Source organism: Pseudomonas sp. TMW22091 (assembly GCF_022496705.1).
GTDB classification, from domain to species: Bacteria; Pseudomonadota; Gammaproteobacteria; order Pseudomonadales; family Pseudomonadaceae; genus Aquipseudomonas; species Aquipseudomonas saxonica.
The window spans coordinates 122,086-141,469 of record NZ_SCFI01000005.1 but is presented as its reverse complement, the minus strand read 5'-3'; the positions used below and the strand labels follow the sequence as shown (position 1 = coordinate 141,469).

Genomic DNA, 19,384 nt, shown 5'->3' with positions numbered 1-19,384 from the left:
CTCGGGTTAAACCTTGAGCCCGGTTTGTCAGTCGTACCTTAATAGCGTCTTAATAAGGACGTTCAGTTGTATGAAAGGAGTCGTGATATGACGCGCACCCGTAAAACCCTTGCTTGGGTTGTCGGTATTTTCTTCCTGTTGGTGGCCGTGCTGGTGGTGATCCTGGCGACCTTCGACTGGAACCGTATCAAGCCCACCCTCAACACCAAAGTGTCCGACATTCTCCATCGCCCCTTTGCCATCAATGGCAACCTGGCCGTGCGCTGGCAGCGCGAAGAGGGTGAGGGAGGCTGGCGGGCGTGGGTGCCGTGGCCCCATGTGATCGCTGAGGACATCACCCTGGGCAATCCCGAGTGGTCGAAAAACCCGCAAATGGCCAGCCTCAAGAAAGTTGAGGCACGCGTGTCACCGCTGGCGTTATTGACCGAGACGGTGGCCATCCCGCGCATCGACCTGACAGAACCCAGTGCCAACCTTGAACGGTTGGCTGATGGAAGGGCCAACTGGACCTTTACCTTCGACCCTAAAGATCCCGATGCCAAACCTTCAGACTGGACGGTGGATATTGGGGCGATTGGCTTCGATAAAGGCCACGTAACCTTAAACGATCAAACCTTGAAGGCCCGGTTGGATGTGGTCATCGATCCTCTGGGCAAGCCGATCCCGTTTAGTGACATCGTCGGCGAAAAGGAAGCGAAAAAAGCTCAGGAACAGGGTGCTGTGCCGCAAGACTATGCCTTTGCCTTAAAGGTGAACGGCGAATACCACGGCCAGAAACTCAATGGCACTGGCAAAATTGGCGGTTTGCTGGCGTTACAGGACGCGTCCAGACCGTTCCCGCTGCAAGCGCAGGTCAGCATTGCGGACACCAAGGTGGCCTTGGCCGGTACGCTGACTGACCCGCTCAATCTGGGCGCTCTGGACTTACGCCTCAAGCTGGCAGGCAGCAGCTTGAGCAACCTTTATCCGCTGACGGGTGTGACCTTGCCCGATTCGCCACCTTATTCCACTGATGGGCATCTGATCGCCAAGTTGCATGAACCGGGTGGTGCCGTGTTCACCTATGAAAACTTCAACGGCAAGATTGGCAGCAGCGATATTCATGGTGACCTGAAATACGCGGCCAGACAGCCACGGCCAAAGCTGTCCGGCAAGTTGGTGTCCAACCAATTGTTGATGGCTGACTTGGCTCCGCTGATTGGCGCCGATAGCAACGCAAAGCAAAAAGCCCGAGGCGGAGCGAGTAAACAGCCTGCGGGCAAAGTGTTACCTGTCGAGGAGTTCCGCACTGAGCGCTGGCGCGACATGGACGCCGATGTGGAGTTTACCGGCAAGCGTATCGTGCAGAGTGCCGACTTGCCGTTTACCGATCTTTTCACCCATGTAGTGCTGAACAACGGTGAGTTGAGCCTTGAGCCCCTTCGTTTCGGCGTGGCGGGTGGCAAGCTGGATGCGCAAATCCGCCTCAATGGCCGCAGTACTCCGCTGGAAGGGCGGGCCAAGCTGACAGCGCGTAACTTCAAGCTCAAGCAGTTGTTCCCGACGTTTGAACCGATGAAAACCAGCTTTGGCGAGCTCAATGGCGATGCTCATCTTTCTGGGCGCGGCAACTCAGTGGCCAAATTGCTGGGCACGGCCAATGGTGGCTTGAAGATGATCATCAACGACGGTGCCATCAGCCGCAGCCTGATGGAAATCGCCGGGTTGAACGTGGGCAACTACGTGGTGGGCAAGATCTTTGGTGACGAAGACGTGAAGATCAACTGCGCAGCCGCGGATTTCGGCATCAAGGACGGCCTGGCGACTACCCAGTTGTTTGTGTTCGATACAGAGAACGCGATTATTTACATCGATGGCACAGCCAACTTTGCGACAGAGCAATTGGATCTGAAGATCACACCTGAATCGAAGGGGTTCAGGGTGTTTTCGCTGCGCTCGCCCTTGTATGTGCGCGGCACATTCGGCAACCCGTCCGCTGGCGTCCAAGCGGTGCCTTTGCTGTTGCGTGGTGCGGGGATGGTGGCGTTGGGTGTGATAGCCGGGCCTGCGGCGGGTTTGTTGGCGTTGATTGCGCCGAGTGGCGGGGAGCCTAACCAGTGCGCGCCACTGTTGCAGCAAATGCAGCAGGGTAAAGTGCCGAAGACGGTGAAGTAAGCCGCCCCTCACCCCAGCCCTCTCCCGGAGGGAGAGGGGGCTAAAAGGCAAAGGCAGAGCTGCGTGACGGCAAAAATTAACCCCCTCTCCCAAGGGGAGAGGGGGTTAAAGGCAAAAGCAGATATTCACTACACCACAAGCCTGTCCCCTCTCCCTCTGGGAGAGGGTTAGGGTGAGGGTGGCGTTTATAGACCTTTCAACAGATCAGCCATGTCGTCAGCATGCTCTTCTTCTTGAGCCAGGATTTCTTCGAAGATGCGACGCGTGGTGGGGTCTTTGTCGCCGATGTACTGGATGATTTCGCGGTAGCTGTCGACCGCAATGCGTTCGGCGACCAGGTCTTCATACACCATTTCTTTCAAGTTCTTGCCCGCGACGTACTGTGCATGGGAGTTTTTGGAGAGCAGGTCAGGATTGAATTCCGGCTCGCCGCCCAATTGCACGATGCGCTCAGCCAGCTTGTCGGCATGCTCCATTTCCTGATTGGCGTGTTCCAAAAACTCTTGCGCCGCCACGTGGGCTTTGATTCCGTCTGCCATAAAGTAATGACGCTTGTAACGCAGCACGCACACCCACTCGGTAGCCAGCGATTCGTTAAGCAAGCGAATGATTTCTTCGCGGTCAGCGCTGTAGCCAGGGGTCACGGCACCTTCTTCGACGTTCTTGCGGGCACGATCGCGCAGGGTTTGTTTATCGGACAGTTTTATGTCGGTCATTTCAATCTCCTCACTCATCAGGTTGCCGCATCGCTCTGTAGGCAACGTCGGTTCATAGGGTGTGAGTTCAGCGCGAGCAGAAAGTTTTATCGAAGTGGCAAGTAACAGAGTTTGTCTACACTGCTGTTAAGTCCGCGGCCATTCGGTGCGGCCCTAAGGAGAAAACTCCATGAAGATGTTGCGTGTTCCTTTTCTGCTGATGGGTTTGGTGCTGTGCTCCCACAGTTTTGCCGACACCTCCCAACAAAACAAAATGACTTCGTGCAACGCTGACGCCAGCGCTAAAACCCTCAAGGGCGATGAGCGCAAAGCGTTTATGAGTGCCTGCCTGAAAGCCAAGCCGAGCACGCCGCAAGAAAGAATGAAAACCTGCAATGCCACTGCCACCACTCAGGCGCTCAAAGGTGATGCACGTAAAACGTTCATGAGTGAGTGTCTGAAGAAAAAATAACCGTGAGTGGCTGCGGGGGGCTGCTCGCCAACCGTCACATTGTGTAGTGCTGCCGGACGAAGGCTGGCAGACTGCCCATCCTTTCGCGCTGCCCGTTTTGAGGCTGTATGCCATCGTTTTCCCAGCGTCACATCCTGTTGGCCAGTTACATCATTATTGCTATCGGCTTATTGCTGGTTTTTCCATTAAGGCTATTGCCCAGCTTGCTGGCCGGTTTGCTGGTTTACGAGCTGGTCAACATGCTCACGCCGCAACTCCAGCGCCTGATTGCCGGGCGCCGGGCGCGCTGGTTGGCCGTGGCCCTGCTGGGCACACTGGTGGTCAGCGTGTTGGCGTTGATCTTTGCGGGAGCGATCAGCTTTTTACTGCATGAGGCAGAAAACCCGGGGGCCTCACTGAACAAGTTCATGGCCGTGGTCGACCGGGCGCGGGGGCAACTGCCGCCGTTTCTGGACAGCTATTTGCCGGCCAGTGCCGCCGAGTTCCGTATCGCCATTGGGGCATGGGCCAACAAGCATTTGAGTGACTTGCAACTGGTCGGCAAAGATGCGGCGCACATGTTTGTGACGTTGCTGATCGGCATGGTGCTGGGAGCCATCATTGCGTTGCAGCGCATCCCTGATATCAGTCGACGCAAGCCGCTGGCGGCCGCGATGTTTGATCGCCTTCACCTGTTGGTGCAAGCGTTCCGCAATATTGTGTTTGCGCAGATCAAGATCGCCTTGCTCAACACCGTGTTCACCGGAATTTTCCTGGCCGTGGTGCTCCCGCTGTTCGGTGTGCACTTGCCGCTGACCAAGACGCTGATCATGTTGACCTTTTTGCTGGGGTTACTGCCTGTGATCGGCAACCTGATTTCCAACACCCTGATCACTATCGTCGGCCTGTCGTTGTCGATCTGGGTGGCGGTGGCGGCATTGGGGTATCTGATTGTTATCCACAAGCTGGAGTACTTCCTGAACGCCAAAATCGTTGGCGGCCAGATCAGTGCCAAGTCGTGGGAATTGCTGTTGGCCATGCTGGTGTTTGAAGCAGCCTTCGGCCTGCCGGGCGTGGTGGCTGGGCCGATCTACTACGCGTATTTGAAGAGTGAGTTGAAGCAGTTGGAGTTGGTGTAACGCCTTGCCCTCACCCTAGCCCTCTCCCGGAGGGAGAGGGGACTCAAGGCTAAAAGCAGATTTGCAACACACACAAATCGAGCGCCCTCTCCCTGAGGGAGGGGGACTTAAGGCTAAAAGCAGATTTGTAACACACACAAATCGAGCTCCCTCTCCCTTTGGGAGAGGGCTGGGGTGAGGGGCTTTTAGCCGTAACGCTTTTTAGCTTCAATCGCCAAGCCGCTACCAATGCTGCCGAAGATGTTGCCTTCAACATGGCGGGCGTTTGGCAGCATGGCCGACACGCTCTGGCGCAACGCCGGAATACCGCTCGAACCCCCGGTGAAGAACACGGTGTCGACTTGCTCGACACCCACACCGGCGCTGCTCAGCAACTGGGTCACGCTGTTACGGATGCGCTCCAGTTGGTTGTCGATGGCGGCTTCAAACATCACACGGCTCAAATCAACGCTCAACCCGGCCTCTACCCGATCCAGCGGTAAATGGCGGTTGTCGTTGTGGGTCAGTTCGATTTTGGTTTCTTCAATTTCCATCGCCAACCAGTGACCGGCACGCTGTTCTATCAATTTGAACAGGCGGTCGATCCCGCTGGTGTCTTCGATGTCGTAGCGCATGCTGCCCAGTGCCAACTGGGATTTTTGCGAGTACACCGAGTTGATGGTGTGCCATGTCGCCAGGTTCATATGGTGGCTGGTGGGCATGTAAGCACCGCTTTTCATGCGGCTGCCGTAGCCAAACAGCGGCATCACGCCTTGCAGGCTGAGTTGTTTGTCGAAGTCGGTACCGCCAACGTGCACACCGCCGGTGGCGAGGATGTCGTCCTGACGGTTGTCCATGCCGCGACGCTCAGGAGACAGGCGTACCAGCGAGAAGTCGGACGTACCACCGCCGATGTCGACAATCAGTACCAGCTCTTCACGCTCGATGGTCGACTCATAGTCGAAAGCGGCGGCGATCGGTTCGTACTGGAAGGACACTTCCTTGAAACCGATGGCACGGGCCACGTCGGTCAGGGTGTTTTCGGCTTCCTGGTCGGCCAGAGGATCGTCATCGACGAAAAATACCGGGCGGCCCAATACCACTTCTTCAAAATCACGACCGGCGGTGGCTTCGGCGCGTTGTTTCAACTGGCCGATAAACAGGCCCAACAGGTCCTTGAACGGCATGGCCGTGCCCAGAACGCTGGTGTCGTGTTTGATCAGCTTGGAGCCCAACAAGCTCTTGAGCGAGCGCATCAGGCGGCCTTCGTAGCCTTCCAGGTACTCATGCAGCGCCAGACGGCCATACACCGGGCGACGTTCTTCAATGTTGAAGAACACCACGGAGGGCAGGGTGATCTTGTCGTCTTCCAGCGCGATAAGGGTTTCCACGCCTGGACGGAGCCAGCCGACGGTGGAGTTGGACGTGCCAAAGTCGATGCCGCAGGCACGTGCTGGAGTGGCGCTTTTCATGTCGATCATGTTCCGGTTAAAAAAACGGCCGCGCAGTGTATGTCAGACGCTCACAGAACCGAAGTGCGAACATTCGCTAATTCGCAGGTTTTAATCCTCTTGAAAGACTATCCTTTGTCCCCAAACTTCCAGACATTGGCGTGGTAGCTTCAGGGCTATCGAACATTTTCGCAGCGCTGCACGGTCACAGGGTTGAGGTCGGTCAATGTACAGACCAGTCAAACCGAGCATTCTGGGCGCTGAGCGGCGCGTTTTTGATAACGGATGGTGATCCTTACATGGACTTCAAAGACTATTACAAGATCCTGGGTGTCGAGCCCACGGCGGACGACAAGGCGATCAAGACCGCCTATCGCAAGCTCGCACGCAAATACCACCCTGATGTGAGCAAAGAAAAAGACGCCGAAGAGAAGTTCAAGGACGTCAACGAGGCGTATGAAGCGCTGAAAAGCCCCGAAAAACGGGCTGAGTACGACGAAATTCGCAAATATGGCCAGCATGGTCAGCCATTTCAGGGCCCGCCTGGTTGGCAGGGGCACTCCAGCAGTGGCTTCGAAGACGCTGGCGATTTTTCAGACTTTTTCAGCTCGATCTTCGGGTCGCGCGGAGGCGGTTTTGGTGGCCAGTCTGGCCGTAGTGCAGGCCGACGCGGTCAGGATGTTGAGATGGAATTGCCGATTTTCCTTGAAGAAACCCTGTCGGGTGAGTCGAAGCCGATCAGCTTCCAGATTGGCGGTGTCAGCAAAACCCTGAACGTGAAGATCCCGGCCGGTGTTACAGATGGTGAGCGCATCCGTCTCAAAGGCCAGGGCGGACCGGGTGCAGGCGGCGCAGCCAATGGTGATCTATACCTGATCATTCGTTTCGCGCCGCATCCGAAGTTTGATGTGGAAGGTCACGATTTGATCATCACAGTCCCGGTCGCACCGTGGGAAGCCGCGCTAGGTACCAAAGTGCCTGTGCCGACTCTGACCAGCAAAGTGATGATGACCGTGCGCCCTGACAGCCAGACAGGTCATCGTTTGCGCATCAAGGGTCATGGCCTGGTGGACAAGAAAGGCCAGCGCGGTGATTTGTATGCCCAATTGAAAGTGGTCATGCCCAAAGAAAGCGACGAGGCCACCAAAGCCTTGTGGCAAGAACTCGCCGACAAAGCGGCATTTGATCCGAGAGCCCAATGGAGTAACTGATCATGAGCAACACCCTGATCGTTCAGCTGGACATGGAAAGGTTCTGCGAAGAGGCCAATATCCCGGCCACTTACGTGATAGAGATTGTCGAACACGGAATTATCGAACCTCAGGGCCACGCTCCGGATGCGTGGCGTTTTGAAGACTATGAGCTGCTCATCGCAAAACGTGCGGCCAAGCTGCATAAAGACCTGGAACTTGAGTGGGAAGGCGTCGCCCTGGCGCTGGACCTGATCGAGGAGGTGCAGCAGTTACGCGCCGAGAACCAGCGTCTCAAACAACGACTGGGGCGGTTTGTAGGCAACGCCACGCGTGACTGACATGGAGTCGCTGCCGCAGGCTGGGAGCTGTTAGCCACTATCAACAGCCCCCAGCTTGCAGCAGCGACTACATGTATCAAGGCCTTTTCGGCAACACCACGGTAAAGGTCGTGCCATCGGTGGCGGTGGACGTGACATCGATCTTGCCGCCGTGAGCATCAACCACTTCTTTGATGATAAATAATCCCAACCCCAGGCTGGTCGAGGTACCCGGTTGCTCGATGTCTTCGCTGGGACTGCGCACCAGTGGGTCGAACAATGTCGCCAATGCATCTTGGGCGATGGGCAGGCCCACATTGTGAACGCGCAGGGTCACTTCATGTGCCGTGCCGTTCAAACTCAGCTTCACTTCTCCCTTGCGGGCTCCATGTTGCAGTGCGTTGCCGATAAGGTTTTGCAGCAACTGACCCATACGACGCGGGTCCCATTGCCCTACGACGTCCCCCTCAACATGCAAAGTAACGGCGCAGTGAGGTTGTCCGGCAGTGGCTTCTTCCAGCGCTATCTGACACGCCTGCGACAGATCCATGGGTACGGTCTCGATTGGCATCTTGCTGCCAAGCCGGCTGCGCACGAACTCCAGCAGGTCACTGACCATTGACCCCATGTGGCGAGTGCCGTTTTTGATGGCCAACACATACGCCAGCGCATGTGTGTCCAGTGTGGCTTTGCGTTCCAGCATCTCGGTAGACATGCTCACTGCCTGCAAGGGCGCACGCAGATCGTGTCCCAAAATGGCCAGGAAGATGTCCCGCGAGCGATTGACCTGTTCGGCATAGGCTGCTGTGGACTCAGCCAACGCTTCATCAATCGCCTCGTTGAAGCGAATCATGTCTTGCAGGTGAGTATGGGCGGGGCTGTCGACGCTATTTACCCACAGGCGAATCACGCAGGCGCGCAAATGGCGGAACTCCGAGGTCATCTGCACCAGATCAAAACCGACTGCATGGCGCAGCTCACCATGATTGGCAGAGGCGCGGTCCAGGCTTGGGGTTTTCTCCAGGTTTTCACCCTCAGCCTTGGCCTGCTGCTCGCTGGCCGTTTGCGCGGTGTCCATGTCTCGTGAGGCCGCAATCAAAATAGCTTTGGCATGGTCGCGTAACTCGATGCTGTCCATTTTTTCGGCAGCGGGTGCGATCGTTGCGGCGAATTGCTCCCACTCATCGACGATGCGATCAACGTTTTGCACGATGAATTCTGACAGGCGCATAGCCAATTTCCTGGGTAAAAGAGTTGATATAAAGCGGGTGGCGTATCTTAGCCGTTAATGTAGCTTTGCAATACCGCCACGGATCTGATGCCAGACGGACACGGGATATATAGATACCTCTTGAGTGATTCACCTCCTCGATAACCTGATGCCTTCATCATTTATCAAGGAGTTTTCCATGCCTGCGACGATAGCGCGTGCCATGCCCCCCGGCGCAACGCCCATTACCGAATCACGCCATTATGAGTTTTTAAAAACCTCTATCCCGCCGTACCTCGCGGCGGCCAAGCCTGAGCATCGTGCTGGGCTTAAAAGTACCGAAAAAACCATGCCAAGCTGGTATGCCGCATTGTCACCGGCTCGTAAGGCAGATCTAAAGTCGTTACTGGAGGCGCGATTCACTTCGCAAAATCGTCTGGATCAGCACTGGGCCAAAATGCTGTCGCTTGAGGCGTTTGCGCAGCCATTATTGGACGCTGCCCTCAAGACAGCAGGGTTTCCCTTGCCCGTGAAGGACGTCTATTTGCGGTTATATGCGCCTGCGGTGGATGCTTTTGGCGTGTCCACTGGGGGCTACAGTGTGCGTACGTTGACATTGCTGAACGCGGCGCTGCACAACTTCGAAGAGCCCGAAACGCGCGCTAACTTCTTTGCTGATGGATCAGGCTTTATAACGCCGCCCGATGAGCTGGGGCGATTTAAACCCTATGCCACCGCACTGAAAATCGAGACCTTCACCCAGCTGTGCCGCGACCTTGATATTGGCGCTAAATACCAGGAATACATCAAACCGTTTCTGGATTCCCAAGAACCGGTTCCCCAAGGCATCCAGGAGCACCGTTACTTCTCCCAGCAAAAGGCCATGCTCGAACTGGACGCGCAAATTGCGTCGTACAAAGGGGATATAACCCGCAGTGAGCATGATCTGATACAGCGAGTGATCAACGGTGAGCGTCGCATCAAGGTGGGCGATAAGCAACTGTGGTACTGGACCCCCTGTGTCATGAAAATCTTGTTGCATGGCTGCGTGGTGTTCGCGCCGAGCGTGAAATATAAATATGCCGAGGGCTTTATTGTCTGGATTCCAGGTGATCCCGAGCACCCCCTGAAGTCGTATGCCACGTTCGATGAGTTTCGCGACGAACTGGTGCGTAAGCTAACCGCTCCCAGTACGGGATTAAGGCAGGTCGGTCTTACGCCGTATCAGGCATTCCTCAGCCGGTTTATCCAGCAAAGTGATCGACCTCGCTACTACCAGCACTTAACCGAACTGGTTAATGATGCGCCGGATCAACCTTGGGGCCTGGAGTGGTTCCGCTCCGAAAGTACCCAGTTATGGGTTCGTGCATTGGCGCCGATAGTGTCGTTGCCGGTAGTCGTACCCCCCAACCCCGACACCCATAAGACCCGTGTTCAGCTCGCACACCCCTCGATCCGCGTAACGGCCACCACCCTGGACGGAGGCAGCGACTGGGCAGACATAGATCTATGGAGCACGCTGCTCAACAACATGCGCACCCAAGCTTTTGCCAATGCGCAAGGTATGGCGATACCCACTGCACTCGCTGACGCCAACAATCGTTCATTGCGCTATTCGCACTACCTGAACATTGGGTTGTTTGCAGTCAACCTGGTGGCGATGGTCGTACCGCCCTTGGGCGAGGTCATGATGGTGGTGATGGCCGGGCAATTGCTCTACGAAACATTCGAAGGTTTTATCGAGTGGGGCGAGGATGACAAGCAGGCTGCGTGGGCTCATATCAGTGACGTGCTGGAAAACATAGCGACACTGGCGATAGGCGCTGGAGTCTTTCACGTTGCGGCACCTGTGATTGAAAAACTCAAAGTGGTTTTCATGCCCGATGGTTCAAGTCGGCTGTGGAACGAAGATCTGAGCCCCTACGCCCGCTCAATTGAAATCCCTCCCACTTCCCAACCGGATGATACGGGGCTGCACACCATAAAAGGGCAGGCCGTGCTGTTACTCGAAGGCAAAACCTACACCCTGCAGTTTGATCCCATTTCCGGCGAGTACCGTGCGGGCCATCCTTATGCACCGTATGCCTATAAACCCTTATTCAAGCACAAAGGGCAGGGTGTTTGGGTGCATGAGGGAGAGCGTCCGCTGACGTGGGATCTGCCCACGCTTAAGCGCCGTCTGGGTACCTTGAGCGCAGACTTTAGCGACACCGAATTCGACCACATCCTCAAGGTCAGTGATGTACATGAAGATGATCTGCGACGTGTTTTTGTCGAGGACGAGCCATTACCTGGGGTGCTGATCGATAATCTGCGTCAGTTCAGGGCCTACAACAGGGCCATGAAGGCTGTCGCAGAAGTACGGGCCGGGCCTCTTTCCAGAGATCTGAGTGCGTATAGCGCCATCTTTACCACCGAGCTTGCGAGGTGGCCGCAGACCCTGGCCTTTGATGTGTACGATGAGCCTTTGCCGCAGTTAAAACCCAAGCGCTATGGCAGTGAGGAGGCAACGGGCAGCAACGTAATCAGAATCAGCCAGGAAGAGTTGATGAAGGGGAAGTTGCCGGAACGAGTGCTCGAAGCGCTGAGTGAGTCGCAAATAGGCGGGTTGCTGGGTGAACGGGTTCCCGTTGAGACTGAAGAGCGAGTGCGGGTGTTCAAAGAGCGACTGGCCATGCAAATGGAAAAAAACATCCATCGGCTGTACACCAGTTTGTCGAGTGAACCCGTGTTGGAAACAGACCCGGCCAAAGCGTCCATTAAACTCGTCCAGCGTCTGTTCCCCAAACTGTCGACTAACCTGGCGCGTGAGCTAGTGGCTGACGTCAGCACAGCAGAAAGCCTGCAGCTTGAGAGCGGCAAATTACCGGCGCGTCTGCACAGGATCGCGCGCCGATGGCAGCGCCAAACGCGCTTGTCTGCCGCTTATTTAGGTGGGTATTTGGACGGTTTGATTACGGCCGATACCGAAACCTTGATATTGAATACCCTTGGAAATCTGCCGGGCTGGAAAAACGACCTGCGTATTGAAATACGTAACGACCATTTTAGTGGCGAGATAACGGCCAGTTTTGGCGAGAGTGACGCGAGCGATCGCAAGGTATTAGTCCGAATCTCGGACGGCCGATATAAGCCGTTCGACCGCGAAGGCAATGATCTGCACGGCACTGATGATCTTTACAGCAGCCTGCAACATGCCCTGCCTGATGCGTATCGCAAGGCAATTGGCTTGCCCCATGTAGGCCAAGGGGGGGAGTTAAAACTCAAGCTCCAGCAGCACGCATTACCGCAATCATCCTTGCGCGAGCTGTTAGGGATGCAAGCTGATAATTCCCCCTTTTTCCTGCCTCCTGAGCGTTTGCTTGATGGTCGACTGGGCTATCCCCTCAGCGGCCGAGGCGCAACTGGCGCTGCCCCTAACAGCAATGAAATCTTGAAGTCGCGGTTGCGCAACCTCTATCCCTCGTTAAGTGAAGCGGGGGTGTTGGAATACCTGACTACGTATGGGGAGAATACGGCGGCTCGTGTAAAGGCACTGGAAGATGAATTTGCCCAGTTGGACCGCACGCTCAATCAATGGATTATTTCGAATATTGACGGTCAATCGATAGATAACATTTTGTCTAACAGGCAGCGCAGAATACTTAAGCTGCGACATTGGGTGCGTTATCGTTTAAAGGAAGCCTGGAGTCGAGTGGGCCCCCGGCATATTTTCAACGAGACCCATGTTGGCCATATGCTGGTATTCGATAAGCCTGGGTTGGGCCCTATTCTTGAGTCCATGCCGCCCCTTCCGGCGGACTTTGGTCATATCAGCCGTGTAGTCATGGACCGTATTGGCACAACTGATGGCATCGATGGCTTTCTGTCTAACTTCAGTAAGCTGCGTTCGCTCGATATCACGGATAGCTATCTAACGCGATTACCTGCGTCGGTTGGCCGTATGAAGCATTTGGGCCAGTTGGACTTGTCGCTTAATCATATAGAGCTGACGCCTGAGTCTGTGAACCAGCTAAGCCGATTGAGCCAAATGCAGTTGATGTCCTTCGAATTCAACCCGATCGGTTTGCCTCCCGATATCAGTCACATGCCTAAACTGAGAGGTTTGAATCTGAGGCATTGTGAAGTCGAGCAATGGCCAGAAGGTCTTTTGGCTGTCCCACGGCCTCGAGAATTTCAGATGTTCCTTGATCACAACCCCCTTTCAAGCATTCCTGATTTAGAGCCAGGTTCTGAGGGGGCTAATACGTTGGCCCGAGCAATAGTGACTTACGATGACGTGTCAACGGAGGTGCTCACAAAGTTGAAAAGTTACAGGAGGGCCCTGGGGCTTGATCCTGAACGCCAATTCCCTCCTGCGCTGGAAGAGGGCAGTAAAAGTTGGTTGGAGGGTTTAACCGCCGAAGTGGTCGTGAGTAACCAAGCATTATGGAATCGCATAGAGCAGGAGCATGGTTCAGAACCCTTCTTTAGAATTTTTCAACAGCAGGTTTGGTCGTTCAAGGATCGTCCAGCGGATGCGATCCTGGACATGCAAAATAAAATATGGCGGATGCTGGGGGCGATGGACGAAAGCCCTCAGCTTCGCGAGAAAATGTTTCTGATGGCATCTGCACCTGCGGCTTGTGTGGATGCCGGGGCACAGATTTTCAATGCATTGGGCATTGAGGTGATGTTGTATGACGCCTACCTGTCGCCACGGGAGTGGCTGGTCAAACTGGAGGTCTTTGACTTGTCCAAAGGTAAGGCGCGTCTCAATCAATTAGGGAAGATTGCGCGTGCGCGGGTGGATGAACTGCTTGCCGAGGGGCGTCGTTTTCCGCAATTCGACGAGGCGGGTGATGTTGTGCCTTATCGGCGAGACGGCGTTCTGCAGAGGTCCATCGATGAGGTCGAAATCTACCTCAAATACACCTCCGAGCTTAAAAACCGGCTCGACCTCCCTTGGCAAATAGACCACATGGTTTTTCGTGAAGATGATGTCACCCCTGAAATGATCGAAAACGCAGCCATCCACGTGAGAGCTCTGGAAGAGGGCACAGGGCTGCGGGATCAACTTCTTGAACTGCCGATGTGGACTGAATACCTTGAGCGCGCTAACCCTGAAGCATTCGACGCGATAAAAAATAAAATAGATGCACTAAGCGACTTGATTCAAGCGCAAGAAGAATTAGCAGAAAAGGGTGCCACGTTGTCCGAGGTGCAAAAGGAGGTATTGCGCAAGGACATCCAGCAGGCGGCTGACACCGCCGCCATAAAGGTTGTGCCAGGGCAAGTACTCAGTGATGAGGCGTATTACGCGCAACTGGAGGTTTTTAATCAAGAGAAGACGGCCTTGCTGCAATCCTTGACGAATGAGGAGTTGAATATAGAGGCCGATGCAGATGAACCGAAAACAGGCAGAGCTGACTCCTGACTGGCCGTATAAGTAGATACAGCGCGGCGTGTAAGACGTCGCGTCTGCCTAAGTGCGCGGCACTACATAGATAACTCTTGCTGGCGGTGCCCCTCGATAAGCTGATGACTCAGACATTTATCGAGGGTCAACCATGCTTGATTCCAGCACTCCAGGGTCTTCCCTGATTATTCAACCGGCACGGCAAGGGCGTCATGATGCCTTCCTTAAGCGTTCATTTCCCCGGTGGCTGGTCGACACCAGCGTTGAACGCAAGACCGAACTCAAGAACATCCGACCTCATATCCCAGACTGGTACGCCGCCGCGACCCACGGGCAAAGAGAACAGCTTAAATCGTTGTTTGAAGCTCGATTCACTTCACAAAATCGCCTGGATACCCACCTGCGAGCCTTAAAGACGGCGCAGGCTTTCGCGCAGCCGTTGTTAGAAACCGCCCTCAACTCTGCGGGCTTCACACTGCCCGTGAATGAAGTGCATCTGCGACTTTACTCGCCGACGGTGGATGCCTTTGGGGTCAGGTCCGGGGCGCACAGCGTGCGTACGTTGTCATTGCTGCAAGCGGCGCTACACAACTTTGAACAGCCCGAAACGCAAGCCAATTACTTTGCTGAAGGGTCCGGCTTTATTACACAACCCGATGAGTTGGGGCGTTTCCAGCCGTATAAAACCGCACTGAAAATAGAGACCTTCACCCGACTGTGCCGCGACCTTGATATTGGCGCTCAGTATCAGGAGCACCTACAGACGTACTTGAACTCCCAGAGCCAGGTGTACCAAGGCGTACTGGAGCACCGTCATGCCACTCAGCAAAAAGCCATGCTCAAGCTGGATGCGGAAATTGCCTTGCTCAAAGGGGATATTGACCCCAGCAGCCATGCATTGATGCAGCGCGTGATTCAGGGCGAGCGCAACATCCGAGTGGGCGAGCAGCAACTGTGGTACTGGACCCCTTCTGTGATGGGGCTTCTGCTGCAAGGCTGTGTGATCTTCGCCCTCGGCGTTAAATACCGATATGCCGACCAGTTCATTGTCTGGATTGCGGGCGATCCGGAGCATCCCCTTAAGCGGTATGCCACGTTTGCACATTTTCGTGATGAGCTGGTGCGCAAGCTAACGGCTCGCAGTACCAGATTGAGGCAAAACGGTTTAACACCCTATCAGGAGTTTCTAAGCCGGTTTATCAAACAAGCCGATCGTCCTTACTACTACAAGCGTTTAACCCAGCTCGTTAAGGATGCGCCTGATCAGCCTTGGGGGCTGAAGTGGTTTCGCTCCGAAACCACCCAGTTCTGGGTTCGTGCCTTGGCGCCGCAAGCGTCGCTGGCGCTGGTTGTAAAGCCCAACCCTGAAACCCATCAACGCCGTGTTCAGGCCAATCACCCGTCGATCCGCGTCAGTGCCATAACGTTGGGTGACGAAGCCTATTGGGCAGAGCTGGATCCATGGAGCACCTTGTTCAAGGAGATGCGTACCCTGGCTTTTGCCAATGCGAAAGTCATGGCGTTACCCACCGCGATGGCCGATGCCAATAATCGCTCATTGCGCACTTCGCACTACCTGAACATCGGGCTATTTTCGGCCAACCTGGTCGCGATGGTCATACCGCCTTTGGGCGAAGTCATGATGGTGGTCATGGCGGGGCAGCTGCTTTATGAAACCATCGAGGGCATTCATGAATGGTCTGACGGCGATATGGAAGCGGCTTGGGCCCACATCAGTGACGTGCTGGAAAATGTGGCGACATTGGCGGTAGGTGCTGGCGCCGTCGTCGCGGCGTCACCCATTATCGATGGACTCAAAAAAATCACCCTGCGCAATGGCACTCAGCGGCTGTGGAACGTTGACCTGCGCCCCTATGAACGCCTGATTGAAATGTCTCCAGAGACCAAGGTGAATGAGCAGGGGCTTTACCTGATCGATGGGCAGAAAGTGTTGTCGCACGAGGGTAAAAACTATGTGCTGGAATCAGACCCCATACTCGGGCAGTACCGCGCCATTCACTCCACAGACTCAACGGCCTATAGGCCCGAGTTCAAGAACAATGGTTATGGGGTCTGGGTGGATGAAGCCGATCAGCCTCATACCTGGAATCGCAGAATGCTCAAGCGTCGCTTGGGGCCCTTGGTCAAAGGTCTGCGGGATTTAGACATAGAACTCATGCTTAAGGTGTGTGACGTACAAGAGGGTGACCTGCGACGTATGTATGCCGAAGGCGAGCCGATACCGATGTTACTGCAGGAAAACTTGCGCCAACTGGAGGCCTACTCCAAGGCCAGGCGTATTGTCACTGAAGTACGAGCCGGTCGTATTTCCGAAGAGTTGTGTAGCTATGTGGCCGCGTTCACGGTTGATATGCCCGGCTGGCCTGCGGCAAAAGCGATTGAAGTGGCAGATTCAAAAGCACTCCACGCCAACAGCATCAGTTATGGCAACCCCAAGGCAACCCAAGGGGATGTGATCAAAATCAGTCGGGCTGATTTGATGGCAGGCAAGCTGCCAGGTCATGTGGCGGACGGTTTGAGCATGCCGCAACTTGAAGTCCTGTTGGGCAGTCGAGTGCCCTTTGATCGGGCAGATTGTCTGGATATGCTCAAAGAGCGGTTGAGTGCCTATATGGAAAATAATACCCGGCGCCTGTTCGACAGCTTGCGTGAGGAGCCTCTGGCCAAAGCAGACCCCGCGTATCGACCCGTTGAGTTGATTAAGCAGATGTTTCCAAAATTGCCCAGCTCAATGGCTCGGCGATTGGTCGCGCAGGCGGGGCCGGATGACATCAAACAGCTCGCCACGGGCAAAGTCCCTTTACGTTTGATGGAGTCGGCTCGCACGTTGCAGCGCAATACGCGGCTTTCGACCGCGTACCTGGGGTTGTATATGGACGGCTTGGTCACGATAGATACCGAGGTCCTGGCCCTCAATACGCTCAAGATGCTGCCCGGCTGGAAAAGCGACCTGCTCCTTGAGGTGCGCGATAAGTATTTCTCAGGCCGGCTCAGGGCCAGCATTGGCGAGCAGGATGATCTCTATCGAAAAGTACTGGTGAGAACCTCCGAAGGGAAATACCAGGCTTTTGACGCCGAGGGCAATCAACTGCACGGCATTGATGACCTTTACAGCAGCTTGCAACACGCCTTGCCGGATGATTATCGAAAAGCACTTGGGGTGCCTCATGTTGGGCAAGGTTTGAAGTTAAAGCGTGGCTTGCAGCGCCGGGCGTTATCGCGCGAGCAACTGCAAAAGCTGCTGAATTTGAAAGCCGACAGCCGTCCCTATTTTCTGCCGCCTCAACGATTGGTTGATGGCCGGTTGGGTTATGTACTCAGCGGCAGGGCCGGGCTGGTAGAGGATGACGCTCAGTGGGTGGCGATGAAGATTCGGCTGGGACGGCTTTATCCAACGTTCACGTCCGACGAGCTAAATGCTTTTTTTAAACATAAAGATGCCCTCTCGAAACTCCGCCTCCATGCGTTGGAGGATGAATTCGATGCGTTCTCCACGGTACTGGGGGACTGGAATTACCAGCCCATCGACGGCAAAGCTGTGAGCGCCACCCCCACCCCCCATGAACAACGCATTCTCAGGCTCAAGCACCAAGTGCGTGAGCGTCTGGATAAAGCCTGGCGCCGATCCGGACAGCCTCACTTTGACCGAGCGGGGCAATATCAGGGTCAACAGTTGAGCTTTCCACTGGAGGGCGTGGGGCCAATTTTAGAGAGCCTGCCGGCGCTGGGTGTTGACCTGATTCACGTCAGCAAGCTCAATTTGTCAGGGATCGGGATCACGGACGGGATTAACACATTTCTCACCAGCTTCAAGAACCTGCAGGAACTGCACATTACGGGTGAGTCGCTGACTCATGTGCTCCCCGCCATCGCTGACATGCCTTTTTTAGAAGTACTCAATCTCAAAGGCAACGCTATTGTGCTGACCCCGCAGGGGGTGGCCCGGTTACGAGCTTTGGTCCACCTGCAAGAGTTGAATTTTGAGGGGTGCCCGCTGGGCTTGCCTCCGGATATCAGCCGCATGCCTTACCTGTCGAAATTGACGCTGACCCAATGCGCGCTTGATCGTTGGCCGACGGGGCTCTTTGCGCACCCCCGGGCACGGGCATTCAAGCTGCTGCTTGACCAGAACCCGCTTCGTCACATTCCCGAGGTGGTGCCGGGTTCGGATAAGGCCGCCACCGTTGCACGCACCTCGTTGACCCTGAGTGAGGTCTCCACCGAGGTGGCCGAACGCTACAACCTGTATCTCGAGTCGGTGGGTATGGAGCCGTTGCAACGCATTGCTTCGAAGTTGCAGCCCGATAGCCTTGACTGGATGAGTGGTTTGTCGCCCGAACAAGTGGGTCTTAACCAGGCGCTGTGGAATTCTGTTGAAGCGCATGCGGGTTCTGAACCTTTTTTCAATGTCATCCGCGATCAGGCTCGCCACTTAAACCTTCGTAGTCAGGCGTTCAAGCTGGACATGAGCGACAAGGTTTGGCGCATGTTGCAAGGCATCTCGGACAGCTCTGTACTGCGCGAGAAGTTATTCGAGATGGCCGCCGCTCCTTATTCCTGCGTGGATGCAGGAGTGCAGCTGTTCAATGCAATGGGGATTGAAGTCAGGCTGCACGAAATCTACCAGGGCTCGCGGTTATTCGTCGGTGCAGAAGTTTATGAATTGGCTAGAGGTAAGGTGCGCCTGGATGAGCTGGGCGCCATTGCTCGGGCACGAGTGCGTGCGCTTGAAGCTGAAGGGCGATTGCACCCGGAGTACGATGCGAACGGTCAGCGAGTGCCACACCTTGACAGCAGTGGCAGGCCGATCCGCGACATTGATGAGGTTGAAATCTACCTGGCCTATACCACTGAACTGGCGCAAAGGCTGCATTTACCCTGGCAGTCACCCGAGATGATGTTCCCCGAGACTGATGTGACCCCGGCAATGATAGAGCGAGCTTATCAACGAGTTCATGAGCTGGAGCAAGGTGGAGGCCTGTCCGATCATCTCCTGGATCAGCCCATCTGGACCGAGTATTTGCGGGGCGCTTATGCGGAATGGTTCAAGCCAATAAGGGAAAAAATGATCGCCTTGACCGATTTGCAAGTAGGGCTGCGCGAGTGGGTCGAAGAGCCCGCCTTAACGGAGCAACAGCGGGCTGAGTTACGCACAACCATCGACACAGCCGCTGGGGTGCTGGGCAAGTCGGCTGACGAGGTCGCCCTCGGCAGATTGATGTCCAACACGGCCTATGATGCGCAAATGCGTGCACTTGACGACGAGGAGCGTGAACTCATGCGTACCTTGACAGCTCAATTCTCCTGGTCGCCCCTGGACTCCCTGCTGAGCGATTCAGACTCCGACTTTGAATAAGAGCCGGAGCGCTGAATGGG

At 55.3% G+C, this 19,384-nt stretch carries 10 protein-coding genes; 7 read left to right on the top strand and 3 right to left on the bottom strand.

Annotated features, from left to right (window positions below):
* Nucleotides 1-87: 87 nt before the first annotated feature.
* Complete coding sequence (locus EQV93_RS11685) at nt 88-2,154, top strand: AsmA family protein (RefSeq protein ID WP_240891615.1); 2,067 nt, start codon at nt 88-90, stop codon at nt 2,152-2,154.
* A 185-nt stretch (nt 2,155-2,339) separates the two neighbouring features.
* Here EQV93_RS11685 and EQV93_RS11680 read toward each other — a convergent pair whose 3' ends face one another.
* Nucleotides 2,340-2,870: a ferritin-like domain-containing protein gene (locus EQV93_RS11680; RefSeq protein WP_122785040.1), complete on the bottom strand. Its 531-nt coding sequence runs from the start codon at nt 2,868-2,870 to the stop codon at nt 2,340-2,342.
* A 169-nt stretch (nt 2,871-3,039) separates the two neighbouring features.
* Between EQV93_RS11680 and EQV93_RS11675 the strand changes: the two genes are divergently transcribed.
* A complete protein-coding gene (locus EQV93_RS11675; protein WP_122785039.1) occupies nt 3,040-3,321 on the top strand; it encodes a PsiF family protein in 282 nt (93 codons plus the stop codon).
* Nucleotides 3,322-3,428: 107 nt separating this feature from the next.
* Nucleotides 3,429-4,439: an AI-2E family transporter gene (locus EQV93_RS11670; protein ID WP_122785038.1), complete on the top strand. Its 1,011-nt coding sequence runs from the start codon at nt 3,429-3,431 to the stop codon at nt 4,437-4,439.
* A 185-nt stretch (nt 4,440-4,624) separates the two neighbouring features.
* On the opposite strand, the gene EQV93_RS11665 is transcribed toward EQV93_RS11670, so the two are convergent.
* Entirely contained in the window at nt 4,625-5,890 is a 1,266-nt protein-coding gene (locus EQV93_RS11665) for an Hsp70 family protein (RefSeq protein WP_122785385.1), read from the bottom strand.
* 278 nt (nt 5,891-6,168) lie between these two features.
* Here EQV93_RS11665 and cbpA point away from each other — a divergent pair, with 278 nt between their 5' ends.
* Nucleotides 6,169-7,080, top strand: a complete 912-nt coding sequence (gene cbpA / locus EQV93_RS11660) for a curved DNA-binding protein (RefSeq protein WP_122785037.1) — start codon at nt 6,169-6,171, stop codon at nt 7,078-7,080.
* 2 nt (nt 7,081-7,082) lie between these two features.
* Complete coding sequence (locus EQV93_RS11655) at nt 7,083-7,400, top strand: chaperone modulator CbpM (RefSeq protein ID WP_122785036.1); 318 nt, start codon at nt 7,083-7,085, stop codon at nt 7,398-7,400.
* Between the two features lie 76 nt (nt 7,401-7,476).
* On the opposite strand, the gene EQV93_RS11650 is transcribed toward EQV93_RS11655, so the two are convergent.
* Nucleotides 7,477-8,610: a sensor histidine kinase gene (locus EQV93_RS11650; protein ID WP_240891614.1), complete on the bottom strand. Its 1,134-nt coding sequence runs from the start codon at nt 8,608-8,610 to the stop codon at nt 7,477-7,479.
* 178 nt (nt 8,611-8,788) lie between these two features.
* Here EQV93_RS11650 and EQV93_RS11645 point away from each other — a divergent pair, with 178 nt between their 5' ends.
* Entirely contained in the window at nt 8,789-14,005 is a 5,217-nt protein-coding gene (locus EQV93_RS11645; protein ID WP_240891613.1) for an NEL-type E3 ubiquitin ligase domain-containing protein, read from the top strand.
* 133 nt (nt 14,006-14,138) lie between these two features.
* Nucleotides 14,139-19,364: an NEL-type E3 ubiquitin ligase domain-containing protein gene (locus EQV93_RS11640; protein WP_240891612.1), complete on the top strand. Its 5,226-nt coding sequence runs from the start codon at nt 14,139-14,141 to the stop codon at nt 19,362-19,364.
* The last annotated feature ends 20 nt before the right edge of the window (nt 19,365-19,384 follow it).